Source organism: Bartonella sp. AA83SXKL, from assembly GCF_042196965.1.
Taxonomy (GTDB): domain Bacteria; phylum Pseudomonadota; class Alphaproteobacteria; order Rhizobiales; family Rhizobiaceae; genus Bartonella.
This window is the reverse complement of sequence record NZ_JBHIRG010000009.1, coordinates 37292-53562: the sequence shown is the minus strand read 5'-3', so window position 1 is coordinate 53562 and position 16271 is coordinate 37292. Positions and strand designations below refer to the sequence as shown.

Annotated in this window: 12 protein-coding genes; 6 read left to right on the top strand and 6 right to left on the bottom strand. The window is 36.3% G+C overall.

The window, feature by feature from the left end:
* Positions 1 to 9: 9 nt before the first annotated feature.
* From ACFINO_RS05930 to ACFINO_RS05905, 6 genes are all read right to left on the bottom strand, one after another.
* Positions 10 to 1671 carry an NAD+ synthase gene (locus tag ACFINO_RS05930; protein WP_375655242.1) on the bottom strand — a complete coding sequence of 554 codons (1662 nt, stop codon included), beginning with the start codon at positions 1669 to 1671 and terminating at the stop codon, positions 10 to 12.
* A gap of 120 nt (positions 1672 to 1791) precedes the next feature.
* Complete coding sequence (locus ACFINO_RS05925) at positions 1792 to 3171, bottom strand: class II 3-deoxy-7-phosphoheptulonate synthase (RefSeq protein ID WP_375618353.1); 1380 nt, start codon at positions 3169 to 3171, stop codon at positions 1792 to 1794.
* Between the two features lie 68 nt (positions 3172 to 3239).
* The gene (gene gor / locus ACFINO_RS05920; protein ID WP_375643175.1) at positions 3240 to 4631 is read right to left on the bottom strand and encodes a glutathione-disulfide reductase; all 1392 of its coding nucleotides are present in this window, start codon (positions 4629 to 4631) and stop codon (positions 3240 to 3242) included.
* A gap of 205 nt (positions 4632 to 4836) precedes the next feature.
* The gene (locus tag ACFINO_RS05915; RefSeq protein ID WP_375618355.1) at positions 4837 to 5406 is read right to left on the bottom strand and encodes a DUF2059 domain-containing protein; all 570 of its coding nucleotides are present in this window, start codon (positions 5404 to 5406) and stop codon (positions 4837 to 4839) included.
* 78 nt (positions 5407 to 5484) lie between these two features.
* Positions 5485 to 6216: a ribose-5-phosphate isomerase RpiA gene (gene rpiA / locus ACFINO_RS05910; protein ID WP_375618356.1), complete on the bottom strand. Its 732-nt coding sequence runs from the start codon at positions 6214 to 6216 to the stop codon at positions 5485 to 5487.
* A gap of 482 nt (positions 6217 to 6698) precedes the next feature.
* Positions 6699 to 8957, bottom strand: coding sequence for a ComEC/Rec2 family competence protein (locus tag ACFINO_RS05905; protein ID WP_375643172.1), 2259 nt, complete (start codon positions 8955 to 8957; stop codon positions 6699 to 6701).
* A 111-nt stretch (positions 8958 to 9068) separates the two neighbouring features.
* On the opposite strand from ACFINO_RS05905, the gene gltX reads away from it, so the two are divergent.
* The 6 genes from gltX to ACFINO_RS05875 all read left to right on the top strand — a co-directional run bounded on the left by gltX (position 9069) and on the right by ACFINO_RS05875 (position 16239).
* Positions 9069 to 10499, top strand: a complete 1431-nt coding sequence (gltX, locus tag ACFINO_RS05900; RefSeq protein WP_375655241.1) for a glutamate--tRNA ligase — start codon at positions 9069 to 9071, stop codon at positions 10497 to 10499.
* A gap of 261 nt (positions 10500 to 10760) precedes the next feature.
* The gene (gene gltA / locus ACFINO_RS05895) at positions 10761 to 12056 is read left to right on the top strand and encodes a citrate synthase (RefSeq protein WP_375618359.1); all 1296 of its coding nucleotides are present in this window, start codon (positions 10761 to 10763) and stop codon (positions 12054 to 12056) included.
* A 706-nt stretch (positions 12057 to 12762) separates the two neighbouring features.
* Positions 12763 to 13515: a transporter substrate-binding domain-containing protein gene (locus tag ACFINO_RS05890; RefSeq protein WP_375618360.1), complete on the top strand. Its 753-nt coding sequence runs from the start codon at positions 12763 to 12765 to the stop codon at positions 13513 to 13515.
* A gap of 465 nt (positions 13516 to 13980) precedes the next feature.
* A complete protein-coding gene (locus ACFINO_RS05885; RefSeq protein WP_375612134.1) occupies positions 13981 to 14733 on the top strand; it encodes a transporter substrate-binding domain-containing protein in 753 nt (250 codons plus the stop codon).
* Positions 14734 to 14812: 79 nt separating this feature from the next.
* Positions 14813 to 15535, top strand: coding sequence for an ABC transporter permease (locus tag ACFINO_RS05880; protein WP_375632790.1), 723 nt, complete (start codon positions 14813 to 14815; stop codon positions 15533 to 15535).
* On the top strand, positions 15532 to 16239 hold the full coding sequence (locus tag ACFINO_RS05875) for an ABC transporter permease (RefSeq protein ID WP_375655240.1): 708 nt from the start codon (positions 15532 to 15534) through the stop codon (positions 16237 to 16239). Before ACFINO_RS05880 ends, ACFINO_RS05875 begins: the two co-directional genes overlap by 4 nt.
* Positions 16240 to 16271 lie beyond the last annotated feature (32 nt).

Here is a 16271-nt window from a genome sequence, read left to right as displayed (position 1 = left end):
ACATAATACTCAATTTTTATCGCGAAAATGATTGACTATAGGATAGCGACGATCGCGTCCGAAATTCTTGTAACTGATTTTTACACCGGGTGCAGATTGTCGCCTTTTATATTCAGCACTATAAAGAAGCTGTTCAATTTTCTCAACAATTTCCCGTGAATACCCACGTTGAACAATATCACCAATACTCATGTCATTTTCTACAAGAGATTGCAAAATATCATCTAGAATAGGATAAGGTGGAAGTGAATCTTCATCTTTTTGATTTTCCCGCAGCTCTGCAGAAGGCGCTTTTTCTATAATATTGGATGGAATGACAATTCCTTCTGGTCCTCTCAAATTGTGCAAGTGATTTTTATTGCGCCACTCAGCTAATGCATAAACCTGCATTTTATAAATATCTTTAAGAGGATTAAACCCGCCATTCATATCCCCATACAATGTTGCATATCCCACAGCCATTTCTGACTTATTGCCTGTCGTTACCACCATTGAGCCGAATTTATTTGAAAGCGCCATTAAAAGTGTACCGCGTATACGACTTTGAAGATTTTCTTCTGTGACGTCAGAGGATAACCCTGAAAAAACAGGTGCCATTGTCTTTAAAAAAGCCTCAACAGGTTGTGCAATCGGTATGATTTCATAACAACATCCCAAAAGATCAGCACATTCTTTGGCATCTTTTAATGATTCTTGCGAAGTATAATGATAGGGCATCATAATGGTGCGAACCCTCTCAGCACCAAGAGCATCCACCGCCATTGCTGTACACAGGGCTGAATCAATTCCTCCTGAAAGACCAAGAATAACATCCTTAAAGCCGTTTTTATTAACGTAATCTTTCAACCCTAAAACACAAGCTTGATAATCGGCCACTAATCCATTGAGAAGACTTTCTTTAGGACCTGAAATACAGTGCCATCCCGTCGTTGTTTTTTGCCAATGGCTTAAAGCAATATGGCTATCAAAGTGTTTCATTTGAAATATCTTTTTGCCTTGTCCATTCAAGGCAAAAGACCCGCCATCAAAAACGAGCTCATCTTGACCACCAACTTGATTAGCATAAATAATTGGCACCCCAGATCGTAGGGCTTGCGTATGAACAACATCTATACGTTTTAAGGTTTTATTACGATAGTAGGGAGATCCGTTAAGGACAAGAATAATTTCCGCTCCTTTATTACCAAGCTCCGCACAAAGTGAAGAATCATTCCAAATATCTTCACAAATCACTATTCCTAGTCCTACCCCACGATAGATAAGAGGCTTAGGTCGTGGGCCTGAAGAAAATAAACGCTTTTCATCAAATTCAGCATAATTAGGTAAATCAAACTTCAAACTTTCGGCAATGACTCTCCCTTCATCAAGAAGCATGACACCGTTGTAAATATTGCCATTGCGTCTTAATGGAAGTCCAATGACAATTCCTGGTCCGCCTACGGTTATCTTTGCTAATTTCTCAACAGTCTCTTCACATGTTTTTGTAAAAGCAGGTTTTAGAACAAGATCTTCCGGCGGATAAGCGCTTATAAAAAGTTCTGTGAATAAAACAAGATCAGCCCCCTCTTCTTTGGCCTTTTGATGCGCCATGACAGCTAAAGAAAAATTCCCCTCAATATCACCGACAATAGGATTTAATTGAGCAATTGATACCCGAAAATCATTTTTCATAAGCCTTTGTATCATTTCATCAGTTTAGTAACCACAACTTTATTCTTCATCATCGGAAATATCATTTTTTAAAATTCTCTTCTGCCATAATGATCTAAAAAATATTAGGCAAATTTTTGCCTACCCCCCAGCAGCAATTGCTAACGAGTCAGTCACGCGATTTTTTTTAAGGAGTTCAGCAACAAGAAAAGCCAATTCTAACGCTTGATCTGCATTTAACCGTGGATCACATTGCGTATGATAACGATCAGATAAATCGTCCACAGAAATGGCATGCGCCCCTCCTGTACATTCAGTAACATCACGACCTGTCATCTCAATATGAATGCCTCCTGGATAAGTTCCCTCTCCACGATGCACTGCAAAAAAATTCTCTACTTCTTTTAAAACATAATCAAAGGGACGCGTCTTATAACCATTGGCAGTAATTGTATTGCCATGCATTGGATCACATGACCATATAACCGCACGCTTCTCGCGTTCAACGGCACGGATGAGTTTAGGCAGATAACTTTCAACTTTATCATAACCAAAGCGCGTAATGAGAGTAAGCCGCCCCAGCTCGTTTTCAGGATTTAAAATATCAATTAATTTTAAAAGCTCATCAGACTCAATGGAAGGACCACATTTTAATCCTATAGGATTCTTAATGCCGCGACAATATTCAACGTGAGCATGGTCAATCTGACGCGTACGGTCACCAATCCATAACATATGACCAGATGTTGCATACCAATTTCCTGAAGTTGAATCAATCCGAGTCAAAGCCTCTTCATAACCAAGCAACAGTGCTTCATGACTGGTATAAAAAGATGTTTCACGCAATGAAGAATGTGTTTTGGATGTAATCCCTATAGAACGCATAAAATCAATTGCTTCAGAAATACGCTCTGCCAATAATTCATAACGTTCTCCCTGCGGACTGTTAGAAACAAAACTCAACATCCATGTGTGAACATTTTCTAAATTAGCATAGCCGCCTTGTGAAAAAGCACGCAATAGATTAAGTGTTGCCGCAGATTGGCGATAAGCCATAGACATCCGTTGCGGATCTGGAATACGAGAACCTGCTTCAAATTCAATGCCATTAATAATATCCCCACGATAAGCAGGAAATTCAACTCCCTCTTTTCTTTCAATATCAGAAGAGCGAGGCTTTGCAAATTGACCAGCAATACGACCAATTTTAACAACTGGTTTAGAACTACCAAAGGTCAAAACAATCGCCATTTGCAAAAATACACGAAAAAAATCACGAATATTATCAGCTTCATGTTCTGCAAAGCTTTCGGCACAATCACCACCTTGCAATAAAAAAGCTTGTCCTTTTGCAACAGCTGCTAATTCATTTTTTAAATCACGTGCTTCACCGGCAAAAACTAAAGGAGGGTAACTTCTCAGTTTTCGTTCAACATCTTCTAACATAGACTTATCCGGATAAGTCGGAACTTGTTTAATTGGCCTTGTTCTCCAAGAGTCAGGTGCCCATTCTTTTATCATTACACTCTCTCTAAAGATTAATCTTACAGATTAGCATATCAAAAGCTTTTTACCGCAATATATGCTGTTTAACTTTCTATTTTCTTCCCATTTTCATATATATAACTTGGTTTATACATCGTTACCAATTCTTCTGCCATCGTTGGATGCACTGCCATCGTTTCATCAAAGATATCCTTCGTCAGCTTTCCTTTGAGAGCTATCCCAATAAGCTGTGCCATCTCACCAGCGTTTTCCCCTAAAATATGAGCGCCCACAACAATACGGCTTTCACCATCAACAATGAGTTTCATAAGCATTTTCTCTGAACTACCAGAAAGAACATTACGCATAGGACGAAAAACTGTACGATAAATTTCAAGACGCTTATAATGCTTTACCGCCTCCTCTTCTGAAAGACCAACCGTTCCAATCTCTGGCTGTGAAAAAACTGCTGTTGTAATTAAATCATAATCAGGTGTTGTTGGAATATTCTCAAATGCTGTCTTAACAAAACACATTGCATCATGAATCGCAACGGGTGTTAATTGAATATGACCTGTTACATCACCAACAGCCCAAATATGGGGGATATTTGTTGTCATTTTCTCATCAACAACAACTGCACCAAATTCATTCACCTTAACACCTGCCCGCTCAAGTCTTAAACCCATTGTATTTGGTACACGCCCCGTAGCCAACATAATCTGATCGGCTCTGATTATTTTCCCATTTGATAAAACAACTTCATAACAATTTTCTGCAGCCTGCACTTTAGAAATTGTTATGCCATAGAGAATAGAAATCCCTTTTTCAATCATTGCATCGCTGAGCAATTGCCGCAAATCATGATCAAAATTACGAAGGATTAAATCACCACGATGAAGGAGTGTTGTTTTTACACCTAATTCATGAAAAATATTAGCAAATTCAACACCAATATACCCTCCCCCAACAATCACTATTGATTTTGGGAGTTGATTAAGGTCAAAAATCTCATTAGAAGTAAGGCAAAATTCACCACCTTCTATGGACGTATTTGGTGCAAGTTTTGCCCCTGTTGCAATCAAAATTTTTTCTGCACTTACCCGCTCACCCGTGGCAGAAAGCTCTAATGTGTGATCATCTATAAAAGTAGCACGACTTTCATAAATATGCACATTGTTATTTTCTAATCCCTTACGATACAACCCTTCTAACCTTGATATTTCTTTATTTTTAGCTGCAACCAACTTTTCCCAGCTAAAAATTGGATCCGCATATTCCCACCCAAAACCAACACTTTTCTTAAATTCTTTTACATATTGTGATGCATAAACATAAAGTTTTTTGGGAACGCAACCACGAATAACACAAGTGCCCCCTATACGATATTCCTCTGCTATAGCGACCCGCTTGCCAAGACCTCCAGCAAGCCGTGCTGCACGCACTCCACCAGAACCACTTCCAATAACAAATAAATCAAAGTCAAAAGAGCCCACGAATTATTCCTTCTTATACATCTGCAAGAGTAGGCTAAGATCTTTTATTATCAAATGAAAGTCTTTTTTTCTTTTGAAGAAGCCTTTTTTATAAAGCAGTATTCTAAAAAGACTTATTCTCATTAAAATATTTAAAACGGCGGGAAAACCGCCGCTATTTTAAAAATCAGATAATTGCCCATTGGTTGTCATGATATCAATCAAGCTATTTTTTATTTCCTGAAGATTCTGATTTTATAGGCACATTTGTAGGCATCGTAGAATTATTAAAATTAAGTGTTTCAGACATCTCTTTTCTCACATTTTCTACAAGATCCTGCATAAAAGCAGTACGCCATATATCAAATGCTGAGTAAGAATCACGTGCGATATTGGGAACTTCTGTCAAAAACTTTTTACCGGTATCAGAATTATAAAATGTTGTTATTGCATCAAGTTCTTTTTGAGTAAAATATTTTGCATATACATGAGCAATCTCTTTTTCTAGATCAGAGCGCCTTTTAATTAAAGCAAGCGCCTGCTTATCAACAATATCAGAAATATCCGCTGCCAAGTTTGGATCATCCCTCATCAGTACAGTTTTAAGATCTTCTACCGCATTTGGTAAAAAACTATCAAACTGATCCGTTGCGTGAATGGCACTTATAGCTTTTCTAGCTGAATCTAAATGTTGATCGCTCACACCTTGTGCATAAGCCATTCCAATATTCACAACAAAAACGACAACTACACCCAAATATACGACAAAACGCTGAAAAGAAAATATTATTTTCATTTAATGATTACCCCGATCGCTAATTATAATTTTAATTCGTTATTCTACCTAAAATCTTTAAGACCCTTTTTTACTGTGCTAACATATCGTCATGAAACTGTCTTCTCTAAAATCAAAAGATTCTAAAATTTTTGTTTGACCATCAGCCATAGCGACAATTGCACGTGAAGCCAACCCCAAAAAAAGTCCATGCTCAACAACACCAGGAATAGCAAGAAGTGCATCCGATAATGGTTTTGGTTGCAAAATGCAGCCCCAAAATGCATCAAGAATAAAATGGCCACCATCTGTTTCAAAAGGATTTTTTCCATTCATTCGCAATGCAATTTTTCCAGAAAGCCCTAAATCATCAGCAACTTTTTCAATGGCTCTGCATGTTGTGTGGATACCAAATGGATTAACTTCAATTGGTAGTGCAAAAGCACCAAGTCTTTTTACCACCTTTGTTTCATCCGCAATGACAAGCATTGCACGAGATGCCGACGCTACAATTTTTTCATACAACAATGCTCCCCCTCCCCCTTTAATGAGCATCATCTCAGGACCAATTTCATCTGCTCCGTCAATATCAAGATCCAGCTCAGGTATTTGTTCTAAAGTGCTAACAGGCACTCCAAACTTATGACAGAGTTGTTCAGAATATTTTGAAGTAGCAACACCAGTCACCCGCAAACCATCCGCAACACGCTCACCTAGAAGACGAATAAATTCATTGACTGTCGAACCAGATCCGATTCCAAGCCGCATACCATCTTCAACAAACTCAAGCGCTTTAATAGCTGCCATTTTTTTTAACTGCTGAACATTCATAAATGACTTTGCCTTCTATCCGTATAAGCAGCATTTATCACCCCTATTACCACCGATAATAATGATAATAAAAGATAACCTCTTGACGCAATCTATTTAAATTGACCATCATCTTTTGCTTGAAGAGATGTTACTCGTTATAGAAATATATGATAAGAATAAAATAGAATAATCAACAATTATCTTTTTTATTTCTTTGAGAATATTTGTTAGCATTTTTCTCATTCAATAAGAATTTTTGATTTATTTTGTGCTATCAATAGGATGCACAAAGATGCACATATCAATTTTTTTGAAAAAATTAAAATGATCAGATATAAAAAATCATCTATTTCTAGAAAACTGTAGATTATTATCTCATTTCAATGACGTTGATAAACTTACCAATTTAAATACCGTAAAATATTATGAGAAAAGTCTTCTGTTATTTTTTGTTTTGTCATTATCCAAATGTGAAGCAAAATATGACTGATTATATGTTTTTATGAACGCTGTCTGTGCATATTCCATGGTCTATGAAACCCTAGCGAAGACCAAATAATATCTCCACCTTTGGTCATCATAACGCTTCCTCGTGATAACAATTGTTGAGGTATAAATATTATTTTTGCCTTCTTGTAACAAGTTGGATTATGCATCACAAATGTCTGAATGAGAATATCTGCCTCTACACATTGACCTGTTTCTCTCTGTAAAACAACCACTCTTAATCCATTTTCTAATAATGACGTACATACATGATAATCACAAATAAATTGTCCGTGCAACGAAGGACCATATTTTGTTGGTTTAATCGTTTCATTCACACGAAATGACTTTTTCCATATGGATGTCGTGAACTTAGAAATATGGTAACGATCAATATATAATTTTTTATCATGGATAACGCCCACAAGACGCATATTATCTGCTATAATCAGTTGTACAGGTGAATGCATTACACAAATAGAAATACCTGCCAAAATAAACAAACTAAAAAAGAGCCGGATGGGTGTTTTGCAAAAAGTCAGTCCAACCAAGCCTATACTCAATAAAACTAACGCTGATAACGGCATAAAACCAGGATTCAAATCAGGAGAAATAGCCTTGATAGCATGTGCAATCTTTATTACAAGATCAACTCCAAAACCCATAATTTGAAGAGGAAGCCATTCGAATCCTCCTAACATTGCAAGAACTGCGATTAATCCAAAGGGAATGACAAAAATTGAGATGACAGGCAAAGCAAAAGCATTACTGATAATGCTCAACGATGCCATATTAGAAAAATGATAAGCAGCATAAATTCCACTTGCACTCCCTGCAACAAAGGAAGAAGCACATGTTGAAAGCATCGATAAGAAAACAAAATTTATCACTCCTCCTCCAACATAAGAGGGAGTTGTTTTTCTTTTACGAAAAAATGACCTTCCACTCCACCAATCAAAAAAAGCGATCAAAGCAGCAGTCGCAGAAAAGGACATTTGAAAGCTAGGACCTAATATTTCATGGGGTGTCATCGCTAGAGTTATCAACCCTGCAATGGAAAAATTACGCATTGTTATAGCAGAGCGATTACACAATATAGCAACCAACATAACAGCAATCATCACAAAACTTCTTTGCGCTGATATTGCTAAGCCCGACAATAACAAATAAAAAGCTGTTATCATAAAAGCAACGATAGCAGCAAATTTTTTACTGGAATAATAGGAAGAAAAAACTGGAAAAAATGCTAAAAAACTACGGATACTCAAAAGAACTATGCCGCTTAACAACGCCATATGTAAACCTGATATTGATAAAATATGAGCTAATCCAGCTGTACGTAATGCTTCATTTGTCTCATTTGAAATACCAGCACGCTGCCCTGTTATGAGGGCAGCTGCAACACTTCCCTTTTCTCCTTCAAGGGCTATACGGATTCTTTGTGTCATCTTCGTGCGTAAATTTTCAATTTTCTGTAGAATGATAGCGAATATTCCATCAGGCTGCGAAACGGATATTTTTCTTGGTTTTCCTAAATAAACGCCTTGTGCTCCAATTCTTTTAAAATAATTATGAAAACTAAAATCGTAGCCTCCTGGACGCACCGGCCCAGAGAATGCACGAATCTTAACTTTTCCATGCAATCCATCACCAATCGCTAAGCCAGATGGCAAATATCTTGCCGATAAACGAACACGATGAAGACTATGGCGTAATACGGGATTTTCTGTATTCAAAATATCCAAAACTAAACGAAATCCTCCTTTGGCACCTGACTCAATAGAAACAATTCTTCCCGTCAATGTAGTGACAATGTCACTGCTTAGCATGGGTGTTGCAATACGCCACGTTTCTATTTTTGCCGCTAAAACACCCAATATAATACAAAACAGAAATCCCACGGGAATCCATATTTTTCGATAAAAACGTGCAACATAGAATATTCCCAGAAAAATACTGACCAACGCCCCCAATTGTCCCCAACTTGGTTCCCACTCTAAATGAAAATAGAAAATGATTCCTAGGGCAAAAAAGACTAAAATCAGCGAAAAAAGGATACCAAAAGAAACTTCTTTATTAATACAATCTTCTAACCATTTGCGAAAAAAAATGATTACTTCTTTTAAGAGTGTCAATAAAAAAAGTTTTTGTTGATTATAGCTACCATTCTTTGCATCATCATACCTAGAAAAAACACTCTGCCCTATCTGACATGGCTTTTTTCTTTCTGTAACAGATTTTTCGGATAAACCCTCTTTACTTTTATAAAACATCAGTCCCCCACTTTAACTCGCAATACGGCTATTGCACGCCCCATCACTTATGCTAACATGACTTTTCTATAAAATTCCATAAGTAATATCTTAGTTTAAAGGAAAATATTCGTGTCTGTTATTACTCGTTTTGCCCCTTCACCCACTGGCTTCCTTCACATTGGTGGTGCTCGTACTGCTCTTTTTAATTGGCTTTATGCAAAACATACCGGTGGAAAAATGCTTTTACGAATTGAAGATACAGACCGAGAGCGTTCAACAGAAGCAGCTGTAAAAGCCATTATAGATGGCTTGCACTGGATGGGTCTTAGTTATGATGGCGCCCCTATTTCGCAATTCGAACGTGCAGAACGTCACCGCCAAATCGCTGAACAGTTAGTCAAGAATGGCAAAGCATATTATTGTTATGCTTCACCTGAGGAGTTAGCTGAAATGCGTGAAAAAGCCCGTACAGAAAGGCGCCCACCCCGTTATGATGGACGTTGGCGGGACCGTGACAGTTCTGAAGCTCCTAAAGGTGTTAAGCCTGTTATTCGCATCAAAGCCCCTCAAGATGGAGAAACGATCATACATGACCGTGTTCAAGGTGATGTCCGTTTTCCTAATAAAGATCTCGATGACTTTATTATTTTACGTTCTGATGGTTCGCCTACCTATATGCATGCTGTTGTCGTTGATGATCATGATATGGGCATCACACATATTATACGTGGTGACGATCATCTTACCAACGCAGCCCGACAAACGATTATCTTTAAAGCAATGGGATGGGACATTCCTGTTATGGCCCATATTCCTCTTATCCATGGTGAAAACGGTGCAAAATTATCAAAGCGACATGGTGCGCTCGGTGTTGATGCCTACCGATCAATGGGATATCTTCCTGCTGCTTTGCGCAATTACCTTGTCCGTTTAGGTTGGAGTCATGGTGATGACGAACTGATGTCACTTAAAGATATGATTTCTTGGTTTGATATTGAGGATATTAACAAAGGTGCTGCTCGTTTTGATCTCAAAAAACTCATTTCCATCAACGGACACTATATGCGTATGAGTAATGATCAAGAACTTTTTGATGCCGTTCTTAATATTCTACCAGAAACCGATAGGGGAGCACAAATTATTGAAAGACTTGATGAAAAACGCCGTGTTCAATTTTTAAAAGCAATCCCGCATTTGAAAGAACGTTCAAAAACACTGTGCGAACTGATTGACAATGCCTCCTTCATTTTTACGCAACGACCTTTACAACTTGATGAAAAAGCTCAAATACTCTTAGATAAAAATGGACGAACCATTTTAAACGATCTTTATCTTGCTCTGAAAGCTTGCCCCTCTTGGGATACAAAAACTCTAGATGAAACACTTCGCTCTTGTGTACAAACACAGAATCTCAAATTTGGATCTATCGCCCAACCACTTCGCGCAGCTCTTACAGGATGTGCAACATCACCAGGTGTTTTGGATGTTCTTATTTTATTAGGACGCGATGAATCCCTTCATCGCATCAAGGACCAACTTATCACAACAATATGCCCATGATGGACACTGAGTATATTTCCTCAAATAAGGGTCTATACAGATATCTCAACGCGCCCTAAAAGAGTTTTTTATGTTATATCATTGAAATACATTTCTTATTGAGTAATAATGATCAATAAGGAAATATTTTTAGATTGCATGTACTCACTTTTAGAGGCAATCTACCCTTAAATAAGTAAGAAAAGCTTCAGTTATACATCCCCCACTCTGATGAAGCAGAGTCTTAATTTTTAGAAGTGAAGGATCTGAAAGGAATACCGAATGTCTGAGAATAACGCATATATTATTGTGAATGATAAAAAAGTAGAGCTTCCCTTGCGTAAAGGCACGAGTGGACCTGAAGTCATTGAAATTGCTTCTCTCTATAAAAAAACCGATATTTTTACTTATGATCCTGGTTTTACTTCAACAGCTTCTTGTGAATCAAAAATTACTTATATCGATGGTGATAAAGGCATATTGCTTTATCGTGGTTATCCTATTGATCAATTGGCTGAAAAAGGAGACTTTCTCGAAAGTTGTTATCTTTTACTTTATGGTGAACTCCCAACACAGCAAGAAAAAAATGAATTTGATCGATGTATTATGCAGCATACCATGGTCCACGAACAATTTGCACGCTTCTTCCATGGCTTCCGCCGTGATTCTCATCCTATGGCCGTCATGGTTGCCTGCCTTGGCGCTATGTCTGCGTTCTATCACGACTCTATTGATATTACAGATCCTCACCAGAGAATGATTGCTTCTGTTCGTCTTATCTCAAAAGTTCCAACGCTTGCTGCTATGGCCTATAAATACAGTATTGGACAAGCATTTGTTTATCCACGTAATGATCTTAGTTATGCTGCAAATTTCCTCCATATGTGCTTTGCTGTTCCTTGTGAAGAATATAAAACAAACCCTGTGCTTGCTCGGGCGATGGATCAAATCTTTACCCTTCATGCAGATCATGAACAAAATGCTTCTACATCTACGGTACGTCTTGCTGGATCCTCAGGTGCTAATCCGTTTGCCTGTATTGCAGCAGGTGTTGCATGCCTTTGGGGACCAGCACATGGTGGTGCCAATGAAGCATGCCTAAAAATGCTACAAGAAATAGGTTCTATTAAAAGAATTCCTGAATTTATTGCACGTGCAAAAGATAAAAATGATCCTTTCCGCCTTATGGGCTTTGGGCACCGTGTCTATAAAAATTATGATCCACGTGCAAAAATCATGCAAAAAACCTGCCATGAAGTTTTAAAAGAACTCAACATTCAAGATGACCCTCTTCTTGATATTGCAATAGAGCTTGAAAAAATTGCCTTAAGTGATGAATATTTTATTGAGAAAAAGCTTTATCCCAATGTTGATTTCTATTCCGGCATTACATTAAAAGCTCTAGGTTTTCCAACTGAAATGTTTACTGTCCTTTTTGCATTGGCGCGCAGTGTCGGGTGGGTGGCACAATGGAAAGAAATGATTGAAGACCCTGCACAAAAAATTGGTCGTCCTCGACAACTCTACACAGGCTATGCTATGCGTGACTATGTTCCTATAGATGAACGTGCAAATTAAAAAAAGAAATCAATAAAGCTTCAATTTACTGAAGCTTTATTGAGAGTAATCAAAAAACATCCTTTAAGAATTTTTATAAAACGTGATTTTAAAACTCTTTCTACAGAGATAACATCATCATAAAAATTTACTAAAAAATTCTAAGTTTTAGCTCTGTAAAGAAATTGAGAATACTCTTCTGCGAATTAGCCAAACATTTAGCAAAAAGAAATTGAAAATTTGACCTTATAATCCTCATTATCTTTAATGGAAATGTATTCCCTATTATTCCCCATGTTTAAAAGCCTTATTACATATTAAAATCGAGCAATGTCATAATTTTTCTTTCTATCTTCTTCAGATAAAATTGCAAAAAGCTTACATTAAGTGCTTCTCTAATTAGAAATAAAAACACTTTACATTTTGTTCTGTTAAAAGCTGAAATTTTCTTTGTATTTAAGTTAATAGTTTTTCTTTTAAAGATAAATTATTGATTTTTAAATAAAATTATTAAAAATCATCCTATAATCAATAAGAGGTGACCTTCTTTCCTGTATTTTTTATTCCGATACTTGATAAAAAGAATTTATTTTTTTGATAATGATATTCAGCATAATGATAGCAAAATGAACACAGATAAATTTTTTACATTGCTCCAAAAGAGCTTACAGATTATAAAAATTCATGATGGTTTCATATTTGCCAGCTTATCTAATAGGAGAACATAATGAAATTATTAGCAGGAGCTCTTATAATAAGCGCGACACTGTTTACCCTATCGGCCAATTCTCAAACGCTGAAAATTGCAAGCGATGCTTCTTATCCGCCATTTAGTTATATTGACTCAAATAACAAACTGCAAGGGTTTGATATTGATATATCTTATGCGCTTTGTAAAAAAATGAATGTTGAATGTACTATTGTCACACAAGACTTTGAAGGGATGATTCCCGGTCTTCTTGCCAAAAAATATGATGCTATCGTTTCTTCCCTTTCTCCTACAAAAGAGCGCTTACAAAAAATTGATTTTACAGATCCTTACTACAACACAGCACTCGCTGTTATCGTTACCAAAAATTCGGAAATTAAAGAAATCTCAACGCAAGCCTTTAGAGGTAAAAACCTTGGTGTACAATCAAATACAACACAAGCTGCATATGCGGAAGATCATTATGCCTCTGAAGGAGTTAATATCAAACTTTATCCTACAGCAACAGAAGTTAATCGTGATCTTTTAAGCCATCGGCTTGATATCATCATCTTTGATAAATTAAAAGCATTAAATTGGCTTGAAAATGAAGGAAAAGACTGCTGTCTCCTCTTGGGAACTCTAAAAGAAACAAATTTTCCTATTGCAATTGCACTCCGTCAAAATAATAATGATCTTAAAAACAGTTTTAATAAAGCAATAGAAGAAATCCGCGCCGATGGAACCTATGAGAAAATTATGAGAAAATATTTTACTTTCGATATCAATTAGATAGTACTATGAATTAAAACTCAATCTGTATATTTAAGGAGTATTTTTTAAATCTTTATTGGACATGCAGGTATAATTAGAAATTCGGCATTTTTATAAGAAAATTTACATTTATCAAAATAACTTTAATTGCTCCTTGAGAGCTAAACATTTTGTAGAATCTAATGACAACAATAAGGTTGTATTTTTATCGTATTAAAATCTAATTTTTTTTATGTTCAAATTTAATAGCCTTATTTTCAAGAAAAATCCTCAGTTTTTACTCATAAAATGATTCAAATCAAAAATTTCGTGAAAATTAAGCTATCATACAAGCAATAAGATATTTATTCTTTTTTTATCAATAATGCCCAACATAATGATCTAAAATAAACATCAATAAATTTTTGAATTGCTCCCAAAAAGCTTACGGATTATAAAAACATAATGATTTCATATTGCCCGCTTATCCAATAGGAGAACATCATGAAACTATTAGCAGGAGCTCTTATAATAAGCGCCGCACTATTCACCCAATTGGCTGATGCGAAAACATTAAAAATTGCGAGTGAAGGCACCTATCCTCCCTTCAGTTATATTGACTCAAATAATAAATTGCAGGGACTTGATATTGATATATCTTATGCACTCTGTAAAAAAATGAATGTTGAGTGTACTATTGTTACACAAGACTTCGAGGGAATGATCCCTGGACTTATTGCAAAAAAATATGATGCTATCATTGCTTCCCTCTCTCTCACACAAGAGCGTTTACAAAAAATTGACTTTACAGATCCTTACTACGATACAGCACTGGCTGTTATTGTTACCAAAGCTTCGGGAATTAAAGAAATCTCGACAAAAGACTTTAGAGGTAAAAATCTTGGTGTGCAATCAAATACAACACAAGCTTTCTATGCAGAAGATCATTTTGCCTCTGAAGAGGTGAAAATAAAACTCTATCCTTCCACAATAGAAGTGAATCGTGATCTTTTAAATCATCGACTTGATGTGATTATTGTTGATAAATTACAAGCATTAAATTGGCTTAAAAATGAAGGAAAAGATTGTTGTCTCCTCTTGGGAACTCTAGAAGAAACAAGATTTCCTGTTGCAATTGCAGTCCGTCAAAATAATAATGATCTTAAAAATAAGTTCAATGAAGCAATAAAAGAAATCCGTTTGGATGGAACTTATGAAAAAATTATGAGAAAATATTTTACAAGTGATGTTTATTAAATATCAATATGATATTTAAATAAAACCCGTTGGTTATTGCTAAAAAATATTATCTAACTCTTTCATGAGGAATACAAGAATGATTGAAAATTTAGCATTGCTATCATTTAGCAATGGTGGATGGGGAGCAGTTATACTTTCCAGTGCAGGAATGACTTTGTCATTGGCATTATGTTGTGGACTTCTAGGATTTCCTCTAGGACTTCTCAATGCAGTGATGATTCGATCCAATATTAAGATGGCCAAAGCTATGGCACGCCTCTTTTCAACGATATTTCGTGGGCTACCAGAGCTTTTAACTTTGTTTTTAGTTTACTACGGATTACAAAGCCTTATTCAAAATTTATTTGACTATTTTAGTTTTGAAATCATGTTCAGTATCAATGCTTTTGTTGCTGGTGTTCTTGCCCTTAGTATGGTTCTTGCAGCTTTTTCTTGTGAAGTTTGGCTTGGAGCATTTAATATTTTTGATAAAGGTCAATATGAAGCAGCTAAAGCTTTAGGACTTTCACGGTCAACCACATTTTTTCGTATTGTCTTCCCTCAGCTCATCCGAAATGCCTTGCCAGGACTTTCTAATAATTGGCTTACTTTACTGAAAGATACATCCCTTGTTTCTACCATCGCGCTTGTTGACCTCATGCGACAAACGAATCTAGCTGTCGCTGCTACCAATAAACCCATGCTATTTTATTTTGTAGCATGCTTACTCTATTTGTTATTTTCAGCGGTTTTTACTGCAATCTTACGCTATTTGGAAACATACACTCAAATAGGCTATAAAAAGGTGCTAGGTCAATGATTCCTGAGTGGCTTTATTTTCTTTTTAATCCTGATCTTTTAAGTCATTATGGACCAAAATTTATTAATGGCTTTATTGTTACTGTTGAACTTGTTTCTATTTCTTGTTCTCTAGGACTTTTTCTTGGTATGCTTATCGCTTTTGCACGTCTATCAGAGAATACATTTTTACAATATTTTGCAAATGCTTATGTCTATTTTTTCCGTGGCTCTCCTTTATTAGCTCAACTCTTTCTTTTTTATTATGGGCTTGGTTCAATGAACAGTTTTTGGCAACAAGTGGGGCTATGGTGGTTTTTTCAAAACGCGTGGTATTGTTGTCTTTTTATTTTTACACTCAATTCTGCTGCCTATCAATCTGAGATCTTTAAAGGAAGTTTTCTATCCGTAACAACTGGACAACGCGAAGCATCAAAAGCTTTAGGTTTAAGCAACTCTGTCACATTTTTTAGAGTTATTCTTCCACAAGCAATGATTGTAGCATTACGTCCCCTAGGGAATGAGTTGATTTTAATGATTAAATCCAGTGCTGTTGCCTCACTTATTACTGTTTATGATTTAATGGGGGTTGCTAAACTCGCTTATTCACGGACTTTCGATTTTCAAGCTTACGTTTGGGCTGCTCTTATCTATCTCTTTATCGTTGAACTCATTCATCGTTTTATTGTTTTTATCGAGCAGCGCCTCACTCGATATTTACGATAAATAAAATGATCATAAAAAACTTTACCAAACCA

Bases quoted from the DNA above. Each gene is read 5' to 3' on its own strand.
- ACFINO_RS05930 (WP_375655242.1), bottom strand. From the start codon at position 1,671: ATGAAAAATGATTTTCGGGTATCAATTGCTCAATTAAATCCTATTGTC.
- ACFINO_RS05925 (WP_375618353.1), bottom strand. From the start codon at position 3,171: ATGATAAAAGAATGGGCACCTGACTCTTGGAGAACAAGGCCAATTAAA.
- ACFINO_RS05915 (WP_375618355.1), bottom strand. From the start codon at position 5,406: ATGAAAATAATATTTTCTTTTCAGCGTTTTGTCGTATATTTGGGTGTA.
- rpiA (WP_375618356.1), bottom strand. From the start codon at position 6,216: ATGAATGTTCAGCAGTTAAAAAAAATGGCAGCTATTAAAGCGCTTGAG.
- ACFINO_RS05905 (WP_375643172.1), bottom strand. From the start codon at position 8,957: ATGTTTTATAAAAGTAAAGAGGGTTTATCCGAAAAATCTGTTACAGAA.
- gltA (WP_375618359.1), top strand. From the start codon at position 10,761: ATGTCTGAGAATAACGCATATATTATTGTGAATGATAAAAAAGTAGAG.
- ACFINO_RS05890 (WP_375618360.1), top strand. From the start codon at position 12,763: ATGAAATTATTAGCAGGAGCTCTTATAATAAGCGCGACACTGTTTACC.
- ACFINO_RS05885 (WP_375612134.1), top strand. From the start codon at position 13,981: ATGAAACTATTAGCAGGAGCTCTTATAATAAGCGCCGCACTATTCACC.
- ACFINO_RS05880 (WP_375632790.1), top strand. From the start codon at position 14,813: ATGATTGAAAATTTAGCATTGCTATCATTTAGCAATGGTGGATGGGGA.
- ACFINO_RS05875 (WP_375655240.1), top strand. From the start codon at position 15,532: ATGATTCCTGAGTGGCTTTATTTTCTTTTTAATCCTGATCTTTTAAGT.